We start from the raw sequence: 15,712 nt of genomic DNA, 5'->3' as shown, positions 1-15,712 counted from the left end.
CAACGCGAGTGAGACAGTGAGTTCGAGAGATTACTGCGTAGCTTTCAGTGAGGCGGAGAGCCGCGCGGGGTCGTTTATCCAGACGGAGGTAGGCGGTGCCTTCGGCATGGGAGCACCGCGAGGGAAGCGCTCAGGGTGAGCGGCGTAGGCAGCGGCGAGCACCGCAGCGCGGGCCGCGAGGCGCTCGGCCGCCAGGCCAAGGTGCACGTCGTAGGGTGTCAACAGGCCGAGGCCGCCGTGGTGGTGCTCGTTGTTGTACCAACCGAAGAAGTCACTGAAGTGGCCGCGAGCGTCCTGGATGCAGCCGAAGGCCTCGGGAAAGTCAGGCCGGTACTTCATCGTTTTGAAGTGGGCCTCGCTGAAGGGGTTGTCGTTGGAAACGTAAGGCCGCGAGTGCGTCTTCGTCACGCCCAGGTCGGCCATCAGCAAGGCCACCGGCTTGGACGTCATGGAGGAGCCTCGGTCGGCATGAATCGTCAACTGGCCGGGTACTACGCCCTGGCGCTCGCACGTCAGCGCCAGCAGCTTCTTCGCCAGGGTGGCCGACTCGCGGTGGGCCACCATCCACCCGACGACGTAGCGGCTGAAGACGTCCAGGACGACGTAGAGGTAGAAGTACGTCCACTTCGACGGGCCGTGCAGCTTCGTAATGTCCCAGCTCCAGAGTTCATTGGGCTTCGTCGCGTGCAATTGGGGCACCGGGTGGTTCGGGTGGCGCAGCTGGTTGCGGCGCTCACGCACCTGGTGATTCTCAGCGAGCACCCGGTACATGGTGCGCTCGGAGCACAGGTAGCGCCCCTCATCGAGCAACTGCGCGTAGACTTCCGCTGGCGCCGCATCCTGGAATCTCGGCTCATGCAGCGCCGCGAGCACCTCGGCCCGCTGCTCGGGGGCCAGCGCCCGCGGTGAGCGGCTTCGGCGCGCCGGCCCGTGCTTGGGCCGTGCTCGTCGGTAGTAGGTGGCACGCGGCAGTCCCAGTGCCGGCACACCGGCGCCACGCCCAGTTCGCTCACCGCTTCCAGGGCCACGCCCATCAAAGCTCCTCGTCGGGCTTCGGCAGCTCCACTCCCAGGATTTCCGATACTTTTTTGGAGGTCCAGCAGGGCCTCGGCGCGCTTGAGGCGCACCTGGGCACGGGCCAGTTGCTTCTCCAGTTCGGCGACGCGTCGGGCGCTCGCATCGGGAACCTTCGCCGGTGGGCCTCGCTTCTTCGGGCTGCGGGCTGACAGCTCTCCCGCTTCGCGCTGGCGTCGCCACGCGCTCAGCAGCGACGAGTACAGCCCTTCGCGGCGCAGCAGCGCCCCAACCTCACCGGGCTGCGTGCAACGGTCTGCCTCCGCCAGCACCCGCAGCTTGTACTCCGCCGTGAAGCCTCGTCGCCTCGCCTTCTCCTCCACCTCGGTCTCCCGGACCCGAGCCTCTTCCACCACTGCGCTCATCGTTCCTGCCTGGGTCGCCCTGCACACTAAACTGCTGGGTACGAACTGTCTCACTCACGTTGGCAGAGAGGGCTGCTCCGGATCCGTGGACACCCGAGATGTGATGGAAAGGGCGTCCGCAGTCGGCACCGGAGTGAGGCACCTGGCCGCTCCATCCGTTCACGGGAACTCGATGTTGCCGAGGATGATGGGGCGCTTGCCGTCCTCCGCCCACAGCGTCAGGGTGAAGGGGCCTCGGGGCGCGCCTTCCACGGGGTCGGTCTCCACCAGGACGTCCATTTCGTCGCCGGGGTTGAGGATGGCGGGTGCCCACACTCGCGCGACTTTCAACTCCGCGCCATCCGGCCCCACCAGTGCCGCGCCGGTGGCCTGCCAGGGCTTCGCGCCCAGCGGGTTCTTCAGGCCCACCACCACCAGAATGCTCCTGGCCCGGAAGGTCAGGCCGGAACGGAGCACCAGGCTGTTCTTCGCGTGCTTCCGGACGTCCAGGAACTCTCTTGCGGCGACGCCGGTGCCGCCCATGTCTCCACTCACCCACAGCCCCATCAAGCCGCCGGGGCGTGCCTGTGCTGCTCGCAGCCGTGCATTCTCCTCGCGCACTTCCTGAAGTACCCGCCGTGTCTCCAGCAGCTCCCGCTGGAACGACGCTGCCGTGCGCGCTCGACGGAAAATCTCCACCTGCCGTTCGGCCCGTGCAGGCGTCTCCATGACGAGTTGAAGCGTGGCCTGGGTGGGGACCGCTCCATCCGCGAAGTGGACGGTCAGCGTGGCGCGGGACTCGTCGGCCACTGGCTCCTCGGGCACCATGATGAGGAGTTCCCGGTCCACCACCTGACGGAAGCGTCCCAGGCCGGACACCTCCGCACGCATCAGGGGGGTGTCGAAGCGGAGCACTGTGGCGACACCTTCTCCGACCCGGATTTCGGGTGGCCGGCCGCACCGCTCCGCGCCCAGCTCAACGGGGCGTTCCGTCGGCTCTCGGCAGGAGGCGGGCTGGGCGCGCGCGGGCGCCGCCGCCAGCAGGAATGCGAAAGCAAGAGGGATGGGCAGTGGCGTGGGCACGGACAATCACTTCCCTGGCGGGCGGAACAAGCCGGTGGCGGAGGTCACTATTCGAAGCGATTCACGGCATAGAGCACGGCGGTGTTGCTGACCGTGGCAGTGCCCGGGCCTGGGTCGTCGCCCTTCCGCCGGATGCCGCGTACTCCGTACTGTTCGACCATCTCCAGGCACACGGGGATGAAGTCACCTCCACGGGTGTAGGCCTGGGTGAAGCGGCCATAGACGCGGTCCGCGAAGATGAGTTCGCCCACGGCTTTTCCCGAGGTCAGGGGGCCAAAGTTCGTTCCGAGTTCGACCTGAACGCGGCCTTCCCGGACGAGGACAGGCTCTCCGAAGTCCTTGTCGTCGACGAAGGCGAGGCTGGTCCTGTCGCCGATGCGAATACCGGCCCGCTTCATGGCATCCACCGCGCCGGGGGGACAAGGTTCGCCGGGAGGCGCCGGACGCACCTGCGGGCCGCTGGGGCAGCCCAGGCCCGAGCAGGCGGCGACGGCCACCATCGTCCGGGCCGCTGCCTTGAGGGCCCGCGCGCTGGAGGCGGGCTGCTGGGAAGTCGTCACGCTGTCGGGCATCTGCTTCACGGGGAGCACTTCCTTCTTCGGGTGCGCCACCTCGGCGGTGACGGCCGCGAGGGTGGCCCCGGGACTGGGCAGGGGCGCGGCCTGCTCACTTTCCGGCGGGCCACCGGGCAAAGCCACTTCCCGGATGGGATTGCTCCCGCCACCCAGCGTGGGTGTCGCCACCCAGAGCCACGCCCCCAGCGCACACGCCAGCCCGGCGAGCACCACCGCCCAGCGAGCCGTACGTCCGCGCGCAGGCGTTCGTGGCGCCAAGGCTTCGGGAGCACGTATTTCCAGCGGCGGCTTGTGGGGCAGGGGTCCACGCCTGGGCGAGGCCCAGCGGGCGTTACCTGCCTCGGCCCACATCACCAGCGCGGCGTCATTGTCGTCCTCGGACCGGGAGTCGGGGCCGGGTGTTTCCGCGTCCTGCCGCCACTCGCACAGAGGCGCGTCCCACGCCGCGTCGGTGGCTGCGAGTGTCCGCTCTATGTCCGCGCTCAGTGCCTCCGCGCTCCCTCGGGCTTCGGGGGCCTTGGCCAGCAGCCGCAGACACAGTTCGCTCAGCGCCGGTGGCACGCGCGGATTCACCGTGTGGGGAGCGCGAGGCGCCTCGGAAATGACGGCCTCGATTTCCGAGGGGGTCACTATCTCCAGGAAGGGAGGGCGGCCCGTCAGCATCCAATAGAAGATGACGCCGAGCGCATAGACGTCATCCGCTGGCCCGCACCGGTATCGTCTGGCCGTGGCCGCGCTGCTGGCCCTGCGAAACGCCAGCGCCTCCGGGCTGCGATAGCGCATGGTGCCCGGCGGCAGGACACCCTGGGTGAGGCGGGGGCTCCGGCGAAGTCGCCCACGCCGAAGTCCACCAGGACGGGTTCACCGTCCGGCTCCCGCACCATGACGTTGGATTCCTTGAGGTCGCGGTGCACGACGCCCGCCGCGTGCGTGGCCCCCAACCCCAGGGCCATGCCGCGCAGCAGCCGTGCCACCTGTCGAGCGCTGGGGTTCTCCTCTTCCACCCACTGGTGCAGGGTCCGTCCTCGCACGCACTCCATCGCAAGGTAGAACAACCGGGGCGCCACGCCCGGGAACTTGCCGCAGGCGCGAAAGGCCACCACGTTGGGGTGACGCAGGCGCAGGAGGATGGCGACCTCGCGCTCCGGCCACCCCGCGATCCGGTGGAGGTACTGGACCTTGAGCGCGACCTCCTCGCCGTCGCGCATCGCGAGGTACACGTCGCCGCACGCGCCGCTGCCCAGCCGCTTGCCCAGGGTGAAGCCCGCGATGCGTGTCCCCGGCGAATGTTCTCGCCTCTGCGCTTCCGCCATGCCGTCTCCCAGGGGCTTCCCACCCGGCGGGCCCCACCTGAAGTGTCACCAGACGCCAGCAGGACCCCGCCGGGAGGATGCCGTTCTCGCTACTGCCAGGGAAGATGAAAGTGCTTGGTCTGACATGGCCCTGAGGGGTTTAGGTCCGCGCCATCCGATCGGCGGCCCCTGGGGTTTGGGTTAGGCTTCCGGACGAGCCATGGACGAAGAACTGGGAGCGACTTTTGGAAAGGCCGTGCGCGAGGCGCGAGCGCGGCTGGGGTTGACGCAGGTGGAAGTCGCGGCGCTGTTGGACATGCACCCCATGGTCTACAGCCGGATGGAGCGGGGGAAGATGTTGCCGCGTGTGGCCACGCTGCGGAAGGTGGCCATGGTGCTGCGGACCTCCACGGATGAGCTGCTGGGCCTCGCCCGGGAGGGCCGCGCGGGCGCGAAGAAGCAGTCCTCGCTGCAACGGCGGCTGATGACGCTTTCGGAGACGCTGGACGAAGAGAAGCTCAAGGCACTCGTCGTGATGGCGAGCGCCCTGTCCCGCTAGCACCAGGGCTCGGCTTCAGGCGTCCTTGGGGCCTCGTCCCGACAGTTCATGGGACTCGAGGCCCGATGGGAAGAGGCTCTCGTCGAGCAGCTCGACCTCGTCGCGTACCGCGCTGGCGTCGCTGATGAGCCGCGTCAGCTCCGCGGCCATGTCGGCCCGTCCGAAGGGGCGGCCGGTGCGGCGGACTTCCTGGACGAGGCATTCCCGGAGTGCCTCGCACAACGCCCCCGCCGAGCCGAAGCGCTTCGTCGCTTCCTTGTGCAGCATCCCTTGAAGGAGGGCGCGCACCTCGGGCGGCAGGCTCGCGGCGGCTCGCTCCACGTCCTGGGGACCATGGTCCTCCAGCAGCATCAGCATCTGTGTGAGCGGCAGGGAAGGGGCTCCTCCAGGCGCAGTTCACGCGACTTCGCACGTGGTGGCTCCAGCGCCTCCGCCGCGGCCGCGAACAGGTGCCGCCCCGTGGCCAGCTCCAACAGCACCAGCCCCAGCGAGAAGAGGTCCGAGGCGGCGGTCAGCGTCTGGCCCGCGAGGTACTCCGGCGACGCATAGGCCACGTCGCCCTTGAGCAGCGCCTCCGCCGTCTCCTCCCGGCCGACCAGGTGCGAATAGGCCACGCCAAAGTGCGTCAGCTTCACCTCGCCCGTGCGCGCCACCCGCACGTTGCGGGGACTGACGTCGCGATGAATCAGTCCCAGGGACCGGCCCTGCGCGTCCTTGAGCGAGTGGGCATGGTGCAGGGCGTCCGCCAGCTCCGCGGAGACGTGGAGCGCGAAGGCCAGGGATACGGGCTTCCCTCGCATGGCCATGAGGTCCAGCACGGTCTCCAGCGACGGCCCGTCCACGTGCTCCATGATGATGTACGGCTTGCCTCGGTGAATCTTGAAGTAGTGCACCTGGGCGATGGTGGGGTGGTGGAGGCGGTAGGCCAGTTGCACTTCCTCCACCAGCCGGTGCCGGCGCGCGGAGCTCGCGGGGCTGCGCACGGCCTTGATGACGACGGTGCCGGCGAGCCCGTGCCGCTGGTAGCGCTCGGCCAGGAGCAACTCCTCGCCGTTGGCCCGGCGCTCCAACATGCGGACGAACTCGAACCGCGTGTGCTCCACCGAGAAGAGAACGTGTCGCCGTTCGAACGTGAAGATGGAAGGTTCGTCCTTCTGGGTGGTCGTGAGGCGGTGCGAGGCCAATGGCGACTCCTGGGTATAGACCTTAAAGGGTTATGATTAGATAAACATGAAGAGGGCTGAGGGAGGAAGCCGCTCCCGGCGCAGGGGGGGCAGGGTGGATTTTTCCGCTGGCCTTCATGTTCATGGACGGCTCTTGTCAGGCGCCGGGGCCTCTTCTCGTCGTGAGCCGCCGGACGCCACCAGTGTGCCCGGGACTCCGCCGCGAAGCGGCCCCGTGAAAGCACGACCCGAGGAGAACACCCGGATGGACACGGAGCTGAAAGGCAGAGGCGTCCTGGTCACGGGCGGCGCCGGAGGAATCGGCACCGCCCTGGTCCATACCTTCGCGGAAGAAGGCGCGAAGGTGGCGGTGCACTACCACTCCAGTACCGAGAAGGCCCAGGCGCTGGCACGCGACGTCGGCGGCGCAGCGCTGCGCGCGGACCTGACGGTGGAAGCCGACGTGGACGCGCTGGTTCCCGCGGCGGTGGCCGCGCTGGGGCGGCTGGACGTGCTGGTCTGCAACGCGGGCGTCTGGCCCGCCCCGGATGAACCCGTCTGGGAGATGTCCCTGACGCGCTGGCGCCGCACGCTGGCGGAGAACCTGGACAGCGTCTTCCTGTGCTGCCGTGCCTTCCTGCGGCACGTGGCCACCACGAAGACGGGCAACATCGTCATCATCAGCTCCACGGCGGGGCTGTTCGGTGAAGCAGGACACGCTGACTACGCCGCCGCCAAGGGCGCGCTGGCGAGTGGCTTCCTCAAGAGCCTCAAGAATGAATTGGGCCGCATCGCGCCCCTGGGCCGCGTCAACGTCGTGTGCCCGGGATGGACGGCGGTGGACCGCAGCCGCGACAAACTGGCCCAGCCGGGCTTCGTTGAGCGCGTCACGCGGACGATGCCGCTGCGCAAGGTGGCGCAGCCGGTGGACGTGGCGCGGGCGGTGGTGTCGATCGCGTCGGACCGAATCTCCGGACATGTGACGGGTGAAGTCGTCACTGTCGCCGGAGGCATGGAAGGAAGGGTGCTGCATGACGACTGAATTGGATGTGCGGACGTACAATCGCGAGGCGTGGAACCGCCAGGTGGCCACGGGCAACAAGTGGACGCTTCCCGTCAGCCCTGAAGTCATCGCCGCGGCACGCAAGGGCGAGTGGAGCATCGTCCTCACCCCCACGAAGCCGGTGCCGCGCGAGTGGTTCGGCGACGTGAGGGGCAAGGACATCCTGTGCCTCGCGGGCTCGGGTGGACAGCAGGCTCCGGTGCTGGCAGCGGCGGGCGCCCGGGTGTCGGTGCTGGACAACTCGCCCGCACAGCTCGGCCAGGACCGCATGGTGGCGGAGCGCGAGGGCTTGGAGCTGCGGCTGGTGGAGGGCGACATGCGCGACCTCTCCGCCTTCGAGGACGCGAGCTTCGACCTCATCTTCCACCCGTGCTCCAACTGCTTCGTGGACGCGGTGCGCCCCGTGTGGCGTGAGGCGGCGCGGGTGCTGCGCCCCGGCGGCGTGCTGCTGACCGGCTTCACCAATCCCGTGAACTACCTGTTCGACCTGGCCTTGGAGAAGCAGGGCATCTTCACGCTGAAGTACCGGATGCCCTACTCGGACTTCACCAGCCTGTCCGACGAGGAGCGTCGCCGCTTCACGGACGTGGGCGAGCCGCTCTGCGTGGGGCACTCCCTGGAGGACCAGCTTGGCGGTCAGGCGGATGCGGGGCTCGCCATCGTCGGCCTCTTCGAGGACTCGTTCGGTCCGGAAGATGCCCTGTCGCAGTACTACAACGGCTTCATCGCCACCCGCGCGATGAAGCTCCCGGCGCGGTAGGGCCCGGGGCGGGGAGGCAGGCACGAAAAGGCGTCCGCTCGGGCGGATTTAACCTTCCGCGCCGCGCGGGGTTTTTCAGGGCAAGAGGCGACGGGAAGGCCGGCTCCCGAAGCCTCAGTCACCCTGAGGAGCAAACCACGATGAAGCTCATGACCGCCCTGCGTTCCGTTGCTGTCGCCTCGTTGTTCATCGCCGCGCCCGTGCTGGCCCAGACGGCCGCGCCCGAGTCCGCCAACCCGCCTGCCGCGGACGGCAAGGGGCACGGTGGGCACCACTGGCACAAGGGCAAGCGGCATGGAAACAAGATGGCCCGCATGGAGCACCGGATGGACAAGGCCGTGGCCGAAGGAAGGCTCTCCCAGGCCCAGGCCGACCAGTTCAAGGCCGAGGGCCGCCAACTGCGGGAGGAGATGAAGGCTCAGCGCGAAGCCTCGGGCGGCAAGCTCTCCGATGCGCAGCGGGAGGAGATGCGGTCGAAGATGCGCGCCTTACGCGAGAAGGTGAAGTCGGCCATGCAGGCGAACGCGCCGCAGAAGACGTAGTCCCATGCCGCACGCCAGGGGAGGGCGGCGGAAGTGCCGCCAGCCCTCCGGCGGTGGCGGGCACCGTGCTGGCGCACGCGGCGTGACGCCTCGTGGGCGACTGGCGCAGAATGCGTGGACCTGCCTTCTCGGACGAGGTCCTCATGCGCGTGTTCCCCTTGCTGGCCGTCGCCGTTCTCTTCCTCGGTTGCGGCGCGCGCTCGGGCCGCGTGAAGCCGGAGGGCCCGGAGTCCACGGTGGCTGTTCCGGATGACGCGGAGCTGCGCCGGGTGCAGACGCGGGCGAAGTACCTCTTCGATGCGGAGCGCGCCGCCATCTTCGCGACGGACCGGCTCCTCATCCAGGACGCGCTGGACCGCTCGCGCATGGAGTGGTTCTTCACGGTGCCTCGCGGAGAGGGGTGGTACTCCCTCTTCGGCACCTTGGACGACGCGGGGACCTTCACCCCGGCCTATGCCTTCAAGGCTCCGCGTGACGATGCGGAGCAGATGGCTCCGCTGCCACTCAACGAGCTGCCCGGAGACTTCAGCCCCGTCGCCCGAGCGGTGAAGACGTCGATGCTGGCCACGGTGGAGGCCTTCGAGCGGGGAGCCATCAACCCGGTGGTCTTCGTGGAGGAGGATGGGGACCTCACCGTCTATGTCCTGCAGGGGACTCGTGACCCCATGCGCTTCTATCTCGGTGGGGACATCCGCTTCCGCTACAGCCCCGACGGGCGCACGCAGCGAGAGGCGGTGCGGCTCCACCAGAGCGTCTTCGCCATCAGTCTGGAGCCGGGGCCGGAGGGCGAGCTGTACCAGGGCTCGGCGCACTCCCACGTCCTCTTCGGGGGACCGTTGGAGACGGAGCTGGCGACGCTGATGCTCTACCCGGAGCTGGGCGCGCTCACGGTCATCCACGCCGCGTCCCGCATTGCCTACTTCTTGACCCCGGACGGAGCCATCCGGGTGCTGAGCGAAGCGCCGGAGCGGCAGCGGATGTTGAAACCGGATGGGACGTTCGGCCCGCTCGACATGGAGGAGGAAGCCGCGCCTCCGCCTCCCTCGGGACAGGTTGACTTGTAGCCGGGCTCAGATGCCCAGGCGTTCGGCCCAGGCGAAGTAGGCCGCGCGCGGGTCCACGAAGGGGTCGCGGAACAGGGCCTGCACCTCCGCCTTGGCCACCTGACCACTGTCGAAGGCCTGGTACAGCCGGTCTCCGAGCAGATAGCCCAGGGCGTGACTGACGCCGTGGAACAGGCGGTCCTTGCGCAGGGGGAGGAGCTTCACGGCTTCTTCCGGCGCTTCCGCCTCCGTGGCCTTGTGGGCCAGCACGAAGGCGGCGATCTGCCGCTCCACGCCGCGGCTCTCGCCGAAGCGCTTGGCCCACTCGGCCACGCCCAGGCAGGTGCGCCGGGGGTTCACCAGCTTCGAGCCGAAGAAGCCCAGCGCCTCTTCCAGGCAGCGCGCGTAGAAGGCCTCCGAGGCGCCGCGCGGCGCGTCCATGGCGTCACCCACGGCGCAGTGCCGCACGAAGTGCGCCGCTTCCTCCGCCGCGTGGTTCAGCGACAGCGACGCCGGTAGGCCACCCTCGCGCGGGGGATGTAGCTGCTCTCACGGGAGAGGATGTGGCGGCGAAGCTGGGTCAGCTCGGCCTGGGTGAAGCGTCCGCGCCGCTGGATTCGCGCCAGGACGTCGCCGTCCGCGGCGGTGGCCACGTCCACCGTGTCCAGGGAACGGCCCACGGGCACGCCGGCGAGCCGGCCGATCAGCGCGGACATTTCGCGGAAGCGCTCGGCGGCGCCGCGATCCAACAGCGGCGCGTCTCCGGCCTCCGCCTCCAGGTAGTCCAGGAAGCTCTGCTGGCACACCACGGGGGAGGCGTTCATCAGGCACAAGGTGCCGTCGGCCAGCTCCACGGCCTCCGCGGCGCCAACGCGGCCTTCGCGCGCCAGCCGCCACCAGACGCCTTCCGCGTTCTGGTACACGACCAGCCCCTTGCGCGTCTCCGTGCCGAGCGCACGCTCCACCTGCGCGGGCAGGTGGCACGGCGCCACGTGGTACTGGCCCACCAGGACCATGACCAGCGGCCGGTCCGGCGCGCGGGCGGCGCGGGCGATGCGTTCGGCGGCGTAGGCGTCGCGAAGCTCCAGCGAGCGCTCACCCTGCGCCCGGCGGTCGATGCCCACCACTTCCAGCTTCTGCTTGCGCGCGAAGGAGAGCAGGACGCGCGTATTGGACCAAACCCCCGAGCCGTGTCCCAGCTTCGCCAGCAGGGAGCGCTCGGTGATGCGGCCGGCGCGCCAGGCGTCCACGGTGGCCTGGTGACGGCCCTCCACGCACTCCAGCGCCATGATGACGCGGCGGCCCGAGGCCTGCGCCCGCTCCACCAGTGAAAGGTAGGTTTCCTGCGCGAGCGGGAGCGTGTGGTAGTCGCCGACGTAGACGACGTCCGCCGCCTGTACCTGCTGGTACACGGCGGACAGCGTCGTGACGCTCCGGTAACCCGAGGTGCGCCGCCGGAAGCGGGTCTCGTAGGTTCGGAAGGATGCCGTCTGTCCGTCAACCACTCGGGCAATCTGCGCGCGCTGGCGTCGGAACAGGGCGAGGTGCAAGGCGAGCGAAGCGCGCATGGAGTGCCGCAATCCCTCGCACGCCACCGCAGGCCCGGCAAAAAAACGGCGCGTCCGTGTGGCGGGAGCGTTCCTTGACTGGGGCGGAAGGCCAATGGACCATGGCTCTCAGCCTTGAAGACCGCACACGCTCGCGCGACCCTCCTCAGCCTGGTCCTCGTCATGGCGGTGCCCGGCCGTGCCGAGGAGCCGGGGCTCTTGCATTCCCCACCAGAACGCGCCGAGCCGCGCGTCGCGCTGCAACTCGACGGTACGCTGGTGGAAGGCCGCCGCGTCCTCGAGCTGTACGTGCGCTACCGCGGCCCGGGCGAGCCTATGCCCGCCGCCCCATGGAGCGGGAGTACGGCGACCTGTACCGGGCCGTGATTCCCGCGGAGCACGTCATCCCGCCCGGCATCGAGTACTACGTCGAGGGCCTCACCGCGGATGGCCAGCGCGTGCCGCTCTTCCAGTCCGCCTCGCGCCCCGCACGCGTGCTCGTGGGCGGCGAGACGCCGGCCAGTGCGTCCATCGTCCGGTCCACGCCACCGCCCGAGCGCCGGCCCCCGCCGAGCCGGACGCCACCGCGCGCCGCTCCGCCCGAGCCTGCGCCGCCTCCCGAGCGCACGCCTCCGCCCGAGCGCTCCCGCGCACAGGCATCCGCGCCGCGAAAGGATGCGCCCCCGGCGACGCCGCAGGACGACTCCATGGCCGCGCTCACGGCGGACCTGCCCCCGGATGCGCCCACGGAGGCTTCGTCGTCGGCACGGCCGTCCCGGACCTCCGCGGCGGCAGGCAGCGCGCCCGCATCGCGTGAGCCGGCGGCCCCGCGGTCCGAACTGGAGGAGGACCGCCCTCTACAGCGCCGAGGACACGCTGGCCCTGGCCACGCGCCACGAGGCGGCGGTGCGGACGGTGCCCGCCATTGGCGCCTCGTTCAGTCAGCAGCAGTTGCGTTCCCTGGGCGCGCGCACCGTGGCGGACGTCCTGGACGTGGTGCCCGGCCTGTCGGTCAGCAGGGATGTGCAGGGCTTCCACCGCACCGCCATTCGGGGCCTGCGCAATGACGCGGAGGTCCTTTTCCTCCTCAACGGTCACCGCCTCAACAGCTTCTTCGACGGCAAGGCGCTGATGAACCTGCCGGTGGAGAACCTGGAGCGGGTGGAGGTCATCCGCGGCCCTGGCTCCGCTCTCTATGGCGCCGGTGCCTTCCTGGGTGTGGTCAATATCGTCACGGACACGTCGGACGGCGTTCGCACGGCCGTGTCCGTCGGCGGTTACCCGGGACAAGACGACCGGCTCGCCGTCACGGGGAACGGACACCTCTCCGCGGGGCACACCGCTGGGAATCTGCGCGTCTTCGCGGACATCGACGTGTGGAGCCAGGCCGGCGACTCCACCGTCATCGAGAACGATGGCCTGGACGACGAGTCGCGCTCGCAGGGGCTCCGCGACGTGACGGACCCGGCGGGGCGCACCCGCGACGAGCGCTTCCTCTTCAACGCGGGCGCGGGCGCCACCTACGCCATGGGCGACGCGGGCCGCCTGGGAGCCTCCGCGCGCTTCCTCACCGAGCGCCGCAGCGCCCTGGTGGGCCTCTTCGACACGGTGGGCGAGGACTCCAAGCTGGGCTGGAACGTCTTCCTCGCGGACCTGACCTGGGAGCGCTCCTTCGGCCCCGACGTGACGCTCCGCGCGCGGGCCGGGTATGACCAGCAGTCCACCGACCGCTTCTTCCAGATCACCCCTCACGACTTCAGCGCCGGCACGGGCACGAACCGCCTGTTCGAAGAGGGGATGCAGGAGCAGACGCGCGTCTCCGTGCGCTCGCTCACCGGCTCCGTGGACGCGGACGTGGCCCTGGGCGCCTACAACCGCCTCTCCCTGGGCGCGGTGGTGGAGCAGCAGTCGCTGGGTGAATACGACTACGTGACGAACTACACCCTGGACGCCCAGGTGCGTCCGGACGGCCTGACGCGGCCGGAGGGCCTGGTGGACCTGACGAGCGGCGCCGCATCCCGCCGCCTCAACGTGGGCCTGTTCGCGCAGGACCAGTGGACCGTCGTCAACGCGCTCACGCTCACGTTCGGCGTGCGCATGGACGCCACCCAGCTGCCCACGGTGGACGCGTCCGGCGCCATCAACGGCACCCGCTTCGTGCCCACCCTCAATCCGCGCGTGGGACTGGTGTTCGCGGCCACCGACGCGCTGGTGCTCAAGGCCCTCTACGGGCGTGCCTTCCGCGCGCCCACGCTGCAGGAGTTGGTCGAGCGCATTCCGGACACGGAGTACAACCAGGGCCGCTTCGAGGGGAACCCGCGCCTCCAGCCCGCCACGGTGGACACCTTCGAGCTGGGCGCGGACCTCATCCAGTCGGCGGGGGACGCGCGCGTGCGGCTGCGCGCCAACGCGTACGTGGCCCTCTTCGGCTCGCCCATCGTCCCCGTGGACACGTCGGGCAACATCGTCCCGCTGCGCAACCGCGAGCTGGGCGTGCGCGTGTACGGCGTGGAGGGCGAGGCCCGGCTGGAGGCCTCCAAGCGCGCGTATGCGTGGCTCAACGCCAGCATCTCCCGCGCGGAGGACCTGGAGCTGCCCGCCCAGTCCCGCCTGCTCACCGACACGCCGCAGGCGCGCTTCAACGCCGGCGTGACGATGCCCATTGGCGCCTATGTGAATTTCGACGTGGTGGTGCGCACGGGCGCGGAGCGGCGCAACAACAGCCGCTCCGTGCTGGAGCTCATTCGCCGCTACAAGATTCCGTCCTACAGCCTCATCACCGCGCAGCTGCGCACCGAGCCCATCCTGGAGCACTTCGAGGTGGCCCTGGTGGCGCACAACCTGTTCGACAATGACCTTCGCGACGACGTGCCCCGTCCGGACCGTGTCCCCGGGCTGCTCCCGCGCGAGGGCATGTCCGGATTCCTCACCGTGAGGGCCCACTACTGATGCCGCGCTCCCGCTCCCTGTTCGCCGCGCTCACCCTCGGGCTGGGCGCCTTCCACGGCGGCTGCATCGCCTACAACGATTCGTGCCAGCCCCTGGTGGAGGACCCTGACGCCGTCGTGGGCTACCTGGCCGACGATGTGCTCCTGGACAAGGTCTACACGCGGCACGACAACAATGCGCTGGGCCAGCTCGTCGCGGATGCCCTCCTGCACGCGGAGGATGACTCCACCCGCCCCGCGGTGCTGGGCGTCGTCAACGGCGGCTCGCTGCGCCAGGAAGGTCTGTGCGTTACGCGGACCGAGCTGCGCCAGGGCCCGCTCACGGATGGCGTGCTCCACGAGCTCATCCTCTTCGAGAACCTCGTCGTGACGGTGGACCTCACGGAGAAGGAGCTCGTGGACATGCTGGAGCTGTCCGTGGGCGCGCTGTACCTGGAAGGGCAGAGCATCGCGTCGCCTTCCGGCGCCTTCCTTCACGTGTCCGAGGGCAGCTCGCTGCGCGTGGACTGCGCCCAGCCGAAAGGCTCGCGCGTGCGCGAACTGACGGTGGGTGGGGTGCCCGTGGCGCTGCCAGCGCGCGAAGACGCGTCCATCCGCTACCGCGTGGCCATGAACGCGTACATCCTGGAGGGAGGAGACGGCTACGGCGCGGCGCTGGGCAACGCTGGGCAGAACCCGGACCGCAACCCGGTACAGGCTCGCAAGCTGGGCGGTACGGAAGCCAACCTCGCTTCGGCGTACATGAAGGCAAAGCACCCAACGCCCGTGCAGGCGCTGCGCGAGGAGTCGCGAGTCATCTTCCAGAACTGCGCCCTGCCCGCGAGGCCCGCGGGCAGGTGAGGGTGGGGGACCGGGCGTGAAGCCGGCCCTCCGGAACTACTTGGGCTCTTCGGAGGGCGCCACTGCCACGGCCGTCACCGGCTGGGCGGGGGCGGGCGCGGGGGCCGCGGGACGAGGAGGCGGGCTGAGCACGTCGTTGACCGACGGCATCTTCCGGATGTCCCCGCGCGCCACCTTCCACGCCTGCTGGACAATCCAGGACAGCGAGCGGTCCTGCCTCGTCGCCTCACGCTGGATCTCCTCCAGCATGTCCTCGGGGAAATAGAGACTCTGTTTACGATGGTCCGTCGTAGCCATCCGTCGTTACTCCTCCCGAGGGTCCTGGCGCTCGTCGCCAGTCACGTCATTCACGGCGGGGAACGACTTGATGCGCTCGCGGGCGATCTTCCACGCCTGCTGCACGACCCAGGAAAGGGAGCGGTCCTGGCGGGTCGCCTCTTCCTGGATCTCCTTCAGCATCTCCTCGGGGAAGTACAGCGACTGCTTGCGCTTGTCGGTGCCTGCCATACTTGGGTCTCCGGGGCGGATTCGGGGTGACGACCTGAACACACCTGGGCCGTTATCCGACAGACTCCCAAGAGGGTCAACGGTTTCCAAGGACTCATTCCGAGGTCGCACGGTCTGTCCCCGTGCTCGTCCAGTTGCACGTAAGCTGTGCAACCATGCGCGAAAAAGGAAACGCCCCGGACTCCACGAGGGAGTCCGGGGCGCTTCGGAAAGAGGGACCGCCCGGGGAAATCTCCAGGCGGGCCCGTGGACCCAGAGGGGGAGGGGGGGGACCCCTAGGTCCAACAGCTCAAAATTCGACCGTCTCAAGAACAGCGTTCGCGGCCGCGTGTATTTCCGCTACCGCCTCAACGCCGATTCGATGTTGTGGCG

General features: G+C 69.4%; 17 protein-coding genes and 1 pseudogene. 8 read left to right on the top strand and 10 right to left on the bottom strand.

What is annotated here, in order from left to right:
• Window positions 1–30: 30 nt before the first annotated feature.
• The 4 genes from QEG98_RS23150 to QEG98_RS23135 form a co-directional block, all read right to left on the bottom strand.
• Window positions 31–1,439, bottom strand: a protein-coding gene (locus QEG98_RS23150; protein WP_316562847.1) for an IS3 family transposase whose coding sequence is annotated in 2 segments (ribosomal slippage) — window positions 31–983 and window positions 983–1,439 — 1,410 coding nt in all. Because the reading frame shifts where the segments join, the coding sequence is not laid out codon by codon here.
• Between the two features lie 159 nt (window positions 1,440–1,598).
• Window positions 1,599–2,501: a DUF2381 family protein gene (locus QEG98_RS23145; RefSeq protein WP_316562846.1), complete on the bottom strand. Its 903-nt coding sequence runs from the start codon at window positions 2,499–2,501 to the stop codon at window positions 1,599–1,601.
• A gap of 47 nt (window positions 2,502–2,548) precedes the next feature.
• Window positions 2,549–3,835, bottom strand: coding sequence for a hypothetical protein (locus QEG98_RS23140; RefSeq protein WP_316567946.1), 1,287 nt, complete (start codon window positions 3,833–3,835; stop codon window positions 2,549–2,551).
• The gene (locus QEG98_RS23135) at window positions 3,733–4,389 is read right to left on the bottom strand and encodes a protein kinase domain-containing protein (RefSeq protein ID WP_316562845.1); all 657 of its coding nucleotides are present in this window, start codon (window positions 4,387–4,389) and stop codon (window positions 3,733–3,735) included. The genes QEG98_RS23140 and QEG98_RS23135 overlap by 103 nt, the downstream gene beginning before the upstream one ends.
• A 199-nt stretch (window positions 4,390–4,588) precedes the next feature.
• Here QEG98_RS23135 and QEG98_RS23130 point away from each other — a divergent pair, with 199 nt between their 5' ends.
• Window positions 4,589–4,927 carry a helix-turn-helix transcriptional regulator gene (locus tag QEG98_RS23130; protein WP_316562844.1) on the top strand — a complete coding sequence of 113 codons (339 nt, stop codon included), beginning with the start codon at window positions 4,589–4,591 and terminating at the stop codon, window positions 4,925–4,927.
• A 15-nt stretch (window positions 4,928–4,942) separates the two neighbouring features.
• Here QEG98_RS23130 and QEG98_RS23125 read toward each other — a convergent pair whose 3' ends face one another.
• Both QEG98_RS23125 and QEG98_RS23120 read right to left on the bottom strand, forming a co-directional pair.
• Complete coding sequence (locus QEG98_RS23125; protein WP_316562843.1) at window positions 4,943–5,284, bottom strand: hypothetical protein; 342 nt, start codon at window positions 5,282–5,284, stop codon at window positions 4,943–4,945.
• Complete coding sequence (locus QEG98_RS23120; protein WP_316562842.1) at window positions 5,278–6,111, bottom strand: serine/threonine-protein kinase; 834 nt, start codon at window positions 6,109–6,111, stop codon at window positions 5,278–5,280. The genes QEG98_RS23125 and QEG98_RS23120 overlap by 7 nt, the downstream gene beginning before the upstream one ends.
• Window positions 6,112–6,355: 244 nt before the next feature.
• Here QEG98_RS23120 and QEG98_RS23115 point away from each other — a divergent pair, with 244 nt between their 5' ends.
• The 4 genes from QEG98_RS23115 (at window position 6,356) to QEG98_RS23100 (ending at window position 9,519) form a co-directional block, all read left to right on the top strand.
• The gene (locus QEG98_RS23115) at window positions 6,356–7,132 is read left to right on the top strand and encodes an SDR family NAD(P)-dependent oxidoreductase (RefSeq protein WP_316567945.1); all 777 of its coding nucleotides are present in this window, start codon (window positions 6,356–6,358) and stop codon (window positions 7,130–7,132) included.
• Window positions 7,122–7,913 carry a class I SAM-dependent methyltransferase gene (locus tag QEG98_RS23110; protein WP_316562841.1) on the top strand — a complete coding sequence of 264 codons (792 nt, stop codon included), beginning with the start codon at window positions 7,122–7,124 and terminating at the stop codon, window positions 7,911–7,913. The genes QEG98_RS23115 and QEG98_RS23110 overlap by 11 nt, the downstream gene beginning before the upstream one ends.
• A gap of 140 nt (window positions 7,914–8,053) precedes the next feature.
• Entirely contained in the window at window positions 8,054–8,455 is a 402-nt protein-coding gene (locus tag QEG98_RS23105; RefSeq protein WP_316562840.1) for a hypothetical protein, read from the top strand.
• Between the two features lie 143 nt (window positions 8,456–8,598).
• On the top strand, window positions 8,599–9,519 hold the full coding sequence (locus tag QEG98_RS23100) for a hypothetical protein (RefSeq protein WP_316562839.1): 921 nt from the start codon (window positions 8,599–8,601) through the stop codon (window positions 9,517–9,519).
• Between the two features lie 6 nt (window positions 9,520–9,525).
• On the opposite strand, the pseudogene QEG98_RS23095 reads toward QEG98_RS23100, so the two are convergent.
• Window positions 9,526–11,066 (bottom strand): annotated as a pseudogene (locus tag QEG98_RS23095) (ChaN family lipoprotein).
• Between the two features lie 114 nt (window positions 11,067–11,180).
• Here QEG98_RS23095 and QEG98_RS23090 point away from each other — a divergent pair.
• Window positions 11,181–11,432: a hypothetical protein gene (locus QEG98_RS23090; protein ID WP_316562838.1), complete on the top strand. Its 252-nt coding sequence runs from the start codon at window positions 11,181–11,183 to the stop codon at window positions 11,430–11,432.
• A 37-nt stretch (window positions 11,433–11,469) separates the two neighbouring features.
• Here the strand turns inward: QEG98_RS23090 and QEG98_RS23085 are convergent, their stop codons facing one another.
• Window positions 11,470–11,766 carry a hypothetical protein gene (locus QEG98_RS23085; RefSeq protein WP_316562837.1) on the bottom strand — a complete coding sequence of 99 codons (297 nt, stop codon included), beginning with the start codon at window positions 11,764–11,766 and terminating at the stop codon, window positions 11,470–11,472.
• 92 nt (window positions 11,767–11,858) lie between these two features.
• On the opposite strand from QEG98_RS23085, the gene QEG98_RS23080 reads away from it, so the two are divergent.
• Both QEG98_RS23080 and QEG98_RS23075 read left to right on the top strand, forming a co-directional pair.
• Window positions 11,859–13,994: a TonB-dependent receptor plug domain-containing protein gene (locus QEG98_RS23080; RefSeq protein ID WP_316562836.1), complete on the top strand. Its 2,136-nt coding sequence runs from the start codon at window positions 11,859–11,861 to the stop codon at window positions 13,992–13,994.
• A complete protein-coding gene (locus QEG98_RS23075; RefSeq protein WP_316562835.1) occupies window positions 13,994–14,833 on the top strand; it encodes a 5'-nucleotidase in 840 nt (279 codons plus the stop codon). Before QEG98_RS23080 ends, QEG98_RS23075 begins: the two co-directional genes overlap by 1 nt.
• A 36-nt stretch (window positions 14,834–14,869) precedes the next feature.
• Here QEG98_RS23075 and QEG98_RS23070 read toward each other — a convergent pair whose 3' ends face one another.
• Together QEG98_RS23070 and QEG98_RS23065 are read right to left on the bottom strand one after the other, a co-directional pair.
• Entirely contained in the window at window positions 14,870–15,130 is a 261-nt protein-coding gene (locus tag QEG98_RS23070) for a TIGR04563 family protein (RefSeq protein ID WP_011554363.1), read from the bottom strand.
• A gap of 6 nt (window positions 15,131–15,136) precedes the next feature.
• Window positions 15,137–15,340 carry a TIGR04563 family protein gene (locus QEG98_RS23065; RefSeq protein ID WP_002638649.1) on the bottom strand — a complete coding sequence of 68 codons (204 nt, stop codon included), beginning with the start codon at window positions 15,338–15,340 and terminating at the stop codon, window positions 15,137–15,139.
• Between the last annotated feature and the right edge of the window lie 372 nt (window positions 15,341–15,712).

The organism is Myxococcus sp. MxC21-1 (assembly GCF_032612255.1).
In the GTDB taxonomy this organism is placed as follows: Bacteria; Myxococcota; Myxococcia; order Myxococcales; family Myxococcaceae; genus Myxococcus; species Myxococcus virescens.
Note: the sequence above shows the minus strand (reverse complement) of the source record. Positions and strands in the feature narration are given on the sequence as shown.